The 5,766-nt window shown below is 57.6% G+C and carries 6 protein-coding genes; all 6 read right to left on the minus strand.

The window, feature by feature from the left end; all coding sequences use genetic code 11:
• Nucleotides 1-92 precede the first annotated feature (92 nt).
• From VAE48_RS13760 to VAE48_RS13785, 6 genes are read right to left on the minus strand one after another with little or no spacing between them, the layout of a single operon-like run.
• Complete coding sequence (locus VAE48_RS13760; protein WP_322793900.1) at nt 93-968, minus strand: N-acetylneuraminate synthase family protein; 876 nt, start codon at nt 966-968, stop codon at nt 93-95.
• A gap of 31 nt (nt 969-999) precedes the next feature.
• Nucleotides 1,000-2,232, minus strand: coding sequence for an acylneuraminate cytidylyltransferase (locus tag VAE48_RS13765; protein WP_322793901.1), 1,233 nt, complete (start codon nt 2,230-2,232; stop codon nt 1,000-1,002).
• On the minus strand, nt 2,226-3,050 hold the full coding sequence (locus tag VAE48_RS13770; protein ID WP_322793902.1) for an SDR family oxidoreductase: 825 nt from the start codon (nt 3,048-3,050) through the stop codon (nt 2,226-2,228). Before VAE48_RS13770 ends, VAE48_RS13765 begins: the two co-directional genes overlap by 7 nt.
• Nucleotides 3,051-3,060: 10 nt before the next feature.
• The gene (locus tag VAE48_RS13775) at nt 3,061-3,810 is read right to left on the minus strand and encodes a hypothetical protein (protein WP_322793903.1); all 750 of its coding nucleotides are present in this window, start codon (nt 3,808-3,810) and stop codon (nt 3,061-3,063) included.
• A gap of 14 nt (nt 3,811-3,824) precedes the next feature.
• Nucleotides 3,825-4,598, minus strand: coding sequence for a hypothetical protein (locus VAE48_RS13780; RefSeq protein ID WP_322793904.1), 774 nt, complete (start codon nt 4,596-4,598; stop codon nt 3,825-3,827).
• A gap of 11 nt (nt 4,599-4,609) precedes the next feature.
• Nucleotides 4,610-5,596: a Gfo/Idh/MocA family oxidoreductase gene (locus VAE48_RS13785; RefSeq protein ID WP_322793905.1), complete on the minus strand. Its 987-nt coding sequence runs from the start codon at nt 5,594-5,596 to the stop codon at nt 4,610-4,612.
• Nucleotides 5,597-5,766: the final 170 nt, after the last annotated feature.

The raw sequence follows: 5,766 nt of genomic DNA on the forward strand, positions 1-5,766 counted from the left end.
TGAAAGGCGGGCAATCGTGCGGCTGTTGCGGGTACGCAGCCAGCGCCGTTGCACGCCCTTACGGATGCGCTGAGCGGTCCACTTCATCGGGATTAGTTGAACACCCTTCGCAGTTTTTTCAGGGACGGCAGCTCGCTGTCGTACACCCGTTTGACGCCGTCACCCAGTGAAAGTTCCGTCACGCGGATGTACTTGACCAGCCGTTCAAAACCACCCGGTTCCACCGAGGCAGCCTGATCCGAACCCCACATGGCGCGGTCAAGCGTGATGTGCCGTTCGACCAGACACGCTCCCAAAGCAACCGCCACAACCGAGGGAATCAATCCGACCTCGTGCCCGGAATAGCCAATCGGGCAGGGATAGGTTTCTTTGAGGGTCTGCACCATGCGCAGGTTGAGTTCCTCCGGCGGGCAGGGATAGGCGCTGGTGGTGTGGCAGATGACCAGATTGTCCATATCCAGCAGCTCCACGGCAGCCTTGATTTGGTCAATGGTGGACATGCCGGTCGAAAGGATGATCGGCCGCCCGGTAGCGCGCAGTTTACGCAGCAAGCCGTGATCGGTCAGCGCTGCGGAAGGAACTTTGTACGCCACCGGATCAAACGCCTCAATAAAATCCACCGACGGCTCATCCCACACCGAAACAAACCAGGTGATTCCGATTTCCTTAGCATAGCGGTCCACCTCGCGGTACTCCGTTTCGCCAAACTCAATTTTATGGCGGTATTCGAGGTAGGTAATATAGCCCCACGGCGTTTCGCGCATCACATTGCGCTGATCGGGCGGGGTACACAGTTCGGGGGTGCGCTTTTGAAACTTAACCGCATCCACCCCGGCGTGTTTGGCGGCATCCATCAATTGCCTGGCAATTTCGATATCCCCATTATGGTTGATGCCGATTTCTGCCACCACATAGGTCGGGTGACCATCCCCCACCCAACGATCGCCAATTTTTACTGCTTTTGCCATCGGATCACTCCTTTTTAATCAATTTTTTGGTTCAATTGTTTTCGAGCCGTTGCAGCAACAGGTCGCACAATTCGCGCACAGCACCGTGCCCGCCCGGACGGGTCAGAATTAAATCTGCCTGCCGCAGCACTTCCGGCTGAGCATCCGCCACTGCCACCGCGCAGCCCACCACATCAAAACAGGGCAGATCATTGACATCATTGCCAACGAAAAGCACCTCACGGGCATCCAGATGGTGTTCACGCAGGTATTCCGTCAGACGCGCAGCTTTATCCGTGATGCCCTGCAAAACCGGCACTCCCATTTTACGGCCGCGGGCAGCCACTGCCCCATCGGTTTCGGTTGAAAGCACCAGCGTTTGAACGCCAGCCCTGTGCAATGCCTGAATGCCAAGGCTGTCGGAGCGATAGGCGGCTATAAACTCATGCCCCTCAGAGTCAACCCACACCCGGTTATCGGTCAAGACCCCGTCAAAATCGAACACCACCAGCGTCACCTTCTCCGGCAGCGGGCGGCGCACCCGTCCGGGATGCACCATCTCCAGCCCGCCATGCCAAACCAGCCACTCAGCCCGCGCCCAATCGGCAAGCGAGTCAATATCCACCGTGTAGCGCGGGTCAATCATCACCGGCAGAATCACCTCACCGCTCATCGAATTCTTTTCCAGAATCGTTACCGGGCGGATTGCGTCAATGTGGCCGGTTTGCCAGTAAACCGGCGGCAGCAACTGACGGGGAGCATTGTACGGTTCCGGCACACCCGGCACATCCAGCAGGTTTTTCATCTGTCCGGTTTGCAAGTCAATTCGCCACATCTTATGAGGATTCTGGCCAGCCGGCACCACGCCACGCACCGAATCGGCTTCGGGGTGTTCCAGCAGAATGTGCACCGCTTCGTCCACCAGCCCAACCGGGCGGATGGGAGAAGTGGGTCGCAATTGCACCACCACATCCGGGGCGTAGGCTTCGTTGGCGGTCAGCCATGCCAGCGCATGTTGAAAGACCGGCAGATCGAGTGTCGAGTCCTGCGCCAGTTCAGCAGGACGCAGGAAGGGCACCTCGGCCCCGTAGGCCCGCGCCACTTCGGCGATTTCCGCATCGTCGGTGGAAACAATCACGCGGGTGACCCGCCGCGACTGCAAAGCCGCCGCAATGCTATACGCAATCAACGGGTGACCGGCAAAATTACGGATGTTCTTGCGCGGTATGCCCTTCGAGCCGCCGCGCGCCGGGATAATTGCCAGTACTTCGGTGCCGTTCACCATGCTGTCCAGCCTCCATCCACCACCAGATTAGCACCCGTCATGTAACTGGAAGCATCGGATGCCAGAAAGAGCAGCGCACCGTTCATCTCATCCTGTTCAGCCATGCGCCCCATCACCGTACGGTAACTGTAATTTTCGACAAAAATTGGATCATGTTGATTATAAACCCCACCGGGGGTCAGCGCATTGACGCGGATGTTGCGCCCGGCGTAATACGTCGCCAGATAGCGGGTCAGTCCCAGCACCCCAGCCTTGGTCACCGAATAAAACACCGGCTTGTACTGCGGCGGCTGCCCCGGGCGCTGATAAATGCGCTGATCCGGGCCAACAAGCCCGTAGGTGGAGCAGATATTGATGATTACACCATGATTCTGCGCCAGCATCGGCTTGACGGCTGCCTGCGCACACAGAAACATACCGGTCAGGTTGACATCCAATGCCTGCCGCCACGCCTCCAGCGGGTAAGTTTCAAAGGCGTTACCCTGCTGCCCGGCAGCGTGTTCGGCGTCGAATTTCGGGTCCATGGCCGCACTGCACACCAGCACGTCCAGCCGTCCAAATTGATTGACCGCCGCCGCAACCATATCCTCCACCGAAATCGGATCGGTAACATCCACGCCCGTGCCAATCGCCTGATAACCATCTTTCTGGAGGTTATCCGCCAGCGTGATCGCCGTCATGCGATTCAGGTCAGCCACTACCACCGCAGCACCGGCCTGGGCCAGCGTGCGGCAGAACTGCCGCCCCAGTAAACCGGCTCCGCCGGTGACCACCGCAACCTGTCCATCCATGCGAAACTTATCGAAAATATGGCTCATCTCACCTCGCTCACGGAATTTGATAGCGTTTCTTCATCATCACCCACTGCTCCGCCGTACAGGATGGCGAGGGCAGCGGCATGTCGTCCGGGCAGGAATGCACGGCAAAGTACGGCCCGCAGGCGTCCGTACAGGTTGCCACAATGCAGGGATTGCCGTCCGGGTCAATGCGGCATTCGGTCTCGCAGGAAACCTGTTTACCGCGCTCTTCGCAGGCGGTATGCAGATAACCCACCGGGGTCGGCGGAACGACAAAAGCCAGCGGGATGATCAAATTGCTGCGATAGACTTCTGCGCCGCTTTCCGGGTTGAAAAACACCAGTTTCATGGGTTGATCAATCAACGGTTTGGCCAACCCCTGACAGAACAGACGCTCCGGGTAACGCTCATCCACTCCACAGCGGTATTCCTTATTATCCAATTTCAGGTTCAGCGGTTGTTTGATTCCCGGCAGGTTAAACTGAATCATCCAGCCAAAAGCGTTGCTTTCAATGGTCACCACTCGCAGGGCAGAAAAGTCGGCCAACGGTACGGCGGTGGGAGTTGGGCCAGGCAACATCGTTGCGGTGGGGGTCAGAATTGCAGATGGCAACGCCGGCTCGTTCGGGGTTGACAATTGCACCGGACTGGCGGTAAACGTCACCAGCGGCACTGCCGTGGCAGTAGACTCGGCTGATTGGAAAGTCACCTCAACCGGGCTGCTGCAAGCCGTTAACCATCCCATGAATAAAATCAAAAATACAACACCAAAACGTTTCATTCATCCTCACCCGTTCAGGGGATATTATAGCGGGCTTTCATCTCAGCCCACTGTTCCTCGGTGCAAAGCGCCGGATAGACATCCACATTCTCCGGGCAGGTGTGCACCGAAAAGTATAAACCGCACGAATCGTAACAGCTGGCAACCACACACGGCCCGCCCTCCGGCGGGATACGGCATTCCATCTCACACTTGACATCCAACCCGCGCTGCGGGCAGTTCGCATCGTAGTAACCGCGCGGGGCGGGGGTTTTCAGCAAGTTGCCGGCAATTGAGGTTGTCATTTCATACACAACCTCATCTGAATCAGGGTCATGCAGAGAGAGCCGCACTGCCTGATCAAACGGTGGTTTTGCCAGACCGTTGCAAAACAGCCGATTTGGAACGGTATCCACCATCTGACAAGGGTATTTGATGCCGTTGATGGTCAAAGTATAAACCCGTTGAAGATTGGGAATCTCGATAATCAGGCTCACCCCATTGTAACTGGCGGTTACACCGATGAATCGCAGGCTGGTAAACTCCGGCGAAGGGGTGGGGGTTTCTGTCGGCGGCGGCGTTGGAGTGGGGGTAAATGTTGAGGTTGGGGTGGGCGGCAGGATAGGGGTGAAAGCCTGAGTTGGGCTGGGGGTGGGGAAAAGGGCAGTTTGTGCCATGGATAAAGCGGTTGCTTGAATGTCCTCGGTTGGAGTCAACGGCTGGCTCGGCTGACAGGCAGTCAGAAGGGCCAGCGCAATCAATCCCAAACCCATGAGCATTATCCAGATAAGCCGGTGTTGATGTGGCATGAATCCCATCCTTAAAGAGTAATCTCACGGTGCTGGCGGGCCGAGTCCAGCGCTGCCAGCGCGATTTGCAGGGCACGCTCGCCGTCCGCCAGCGTACAAAGCGGCTCGGCTTCGCCGCGCACCACTTCCAAAAAATGGCGCATCTGTGCCAGGAACATCCAGTTGCGCTCAAAATCGGCTGGCGGGTGAGCCTGATGCGGCTGAGGTTCACCAACCCGCTGCCAGCTCAAAAGGCCGCTGGCATTGTCCCAGTTCAATACGCCTTCGCTGCCGATGATCTGCAAAGTGTGCTGAGCTGGCTGCTGGATGTAGTCCAGATGCACATTCCCAATCGCCTGATTCTGGAAGCCCAATAAAATTTCGGCGACCGCGTCCAGATTCAAGTCCAATTCAGGAATCGAAGCGGTCATGGCGCTGACCGAGTTGATTTCTCCCACAATCATCCGCAAATAATCGAATGGGTGACAAAGGGTCAGGATAACCCCGCCGCCCAGTTCCGGCCGGGCAGCGTAACTCTGGCGGTAATCCTCCCAGGGGTGCCAGTTGGGCAGGTATTCGCCCCAGTGCGCCCGCACCGCCAGCGGACGCCCAATTTCACCCGCCGCAATCACCCCCGCAGCCGTGCGCAGGGTGGGGTGAAAGCGAAATTGAAAACCCATCAGCAGCTGTCCGCCGCCCTGCTGCAATGCCCGGCGCAATTCATCTAACCCATTCAAATCATGGGAAATCGGTTTTTCCATGAGGATGTGACAACCCTGTCGGGCTGCCGGAATCGCCACCGAAAGGTGCAGGGCGGTCGGGTTGGAGATGATCACTGCATCCGGGCGGTGACCCAGGGCAGCCTCCAGACTGGATTCGGTGGGAAATTGCTCAATTTCATCGGTTGGCAGGGTGGAGCGGTGTGTGCGGTAGAGGACGATATCACGCTCACCCAGCGCCAGCAGGTTGCGTAAATGTCTGCGTCCAATCGAACCAAAGCCGGCAATCAAAAACCTCATTGTATCCTCATACCAGAGAAAGCAGATATTCAGCCGTGCGCCTTCCGGCGCTGCCATCGGTAAACGTAACCTCGCGTTCGACGAAGCGGCGGCGCGCCTCGCGGTCGGCATTGGGCTGAGTCAGGTAAAAATTGACCGCTTCGCACACCTGATCGGCATTCAAGGCCACC

This window comes from Bellilinea sp. (genome assembly GCF_034432615.1).
In the GTDB taxonomy this organism is placed as follows: Bacteria; Chloroflexota; Anaerolineae; order Anaerolineales; family Anaerolineaceae; genus Bellilinea.

What these genes read in the sequence shown, in the direction of transcription:
- VAE48_RS13760 (WP_322793900.1), bottom strand. Translation starts at nt 968, where the DNA reads ATGGCAAAAGCAGTAAAAATTGGCGATCGTTGGGTGGGGGATGGTCAC.
- VAE48_RS13770 (WP_322793902.1), bottom strand. Translation starts at nt 3,050, where the DNA reads ATGAGCCATATTTTCGATAAGTTTCGCATGGATGGACAGGTTGCGGTG.
- VAE48_RS13780 (WP_322793904.1), bottom strand. Translation starts at nt 4,598, where the DNA reads ATGCCACATCAACACCGGCTTATCTGGATAATGCTCATGGGTTTGGGA.
- VAE48_RS13785 (WP_322793905.1), bottom strand. Translation starts at nt 5,596, where the DNA reads ATGAGGTTTTTGATTGCCGGCTTTGGTTCGATTGGACGCAGACATTTA.
- VAE48_RS13775 (WP_322793903.1), bottom strand. Translation starts at nt 3,810, where the DNA reads ATGAAACGTTTTGGTGTTGTATTTTTGATTTTATTCATGGGATGGTTA.
- VAE48_RS13765 (WP_322793901.1), bottom strand. Translation starts at nt 2,232, where the DNA reads ATGGTGAACGGCACCGAAGTACTGGCAATTATCCCGGCGCGCGGCGGC.